Here is a 561-nt window from a genome sequence, read left to right on the forward strand (position 1 = left end):
TCCTGCGAACTGCGACTTGCGTGTACCGCTGCCCGGCAGTTCATGTCTGCCGGGCCTCATCGATCTCGGCTACGAGAGAAACCATAGCCGCGCTGCCGCCCAATGTCTACTTTGGCCGACATAGATTTTTCGTGACCTGAGACAGAGGTAACCTGCCTTGGGCGTCGAGAGAGGCGCCCCCCCATGAACACCCCGGTATCAGGGACGAAGCCGCGGGAGTCGACACGGACTGAGCGTGCGCCGATGGGCGCACTGCAGCGAAGGGCCGAGCCCCTGTCGGGATCCGCTCCCAGGTCCGTGGCGCTGTCATCAGCGAGAGACCCGCTGCCGCGAGGGTGATTCCTTACTCCGTCTGGAGGTCGATGAGGACCTTGCCCTGCACGTGCCGGCCGGCCTGGAGCTCGGCCGCACGGCGGATCTGCTCGATCGGGAACCTCGCTGCGATCGGCACCCGCAGTCGGCCTTCGGCGACCAGGGCGGCGATCTCCTCCAGGGCTCCGGGGACCGCGTTCGCGCCGTTGGCCGCGGCCACGCCCTCGACCTGCGCGGCGATGGTGCAGC

The 561-nt window shown here is 67.7% G+C and carries 1 protein-coding gene; it reads right to left on the reverse strand.

Annotated elements, in window-relative coordinates; all coding sequences use genetic code 11:
* Positions 1-343: 343 nt before the first annotated feature.
* Positions 344-561: zinc-binding dehydrogenase (locus tag K7862_RS37090; protein ID WP_222970212.1), on the reverse strand; the 218-nt coding region annotated here is incomplete at its 5' end.

It is taken from the genome of Actinacidiphila acidipaludis, assembly GCF_019890725.1.
GTDB classification, from domain to species: Bacteria; Actinomycetota; Actinomycetes; order Streptomycetales; family Streptomycetaceae; genus Actinacidiphila; species Actinacidiphila acidipaludis.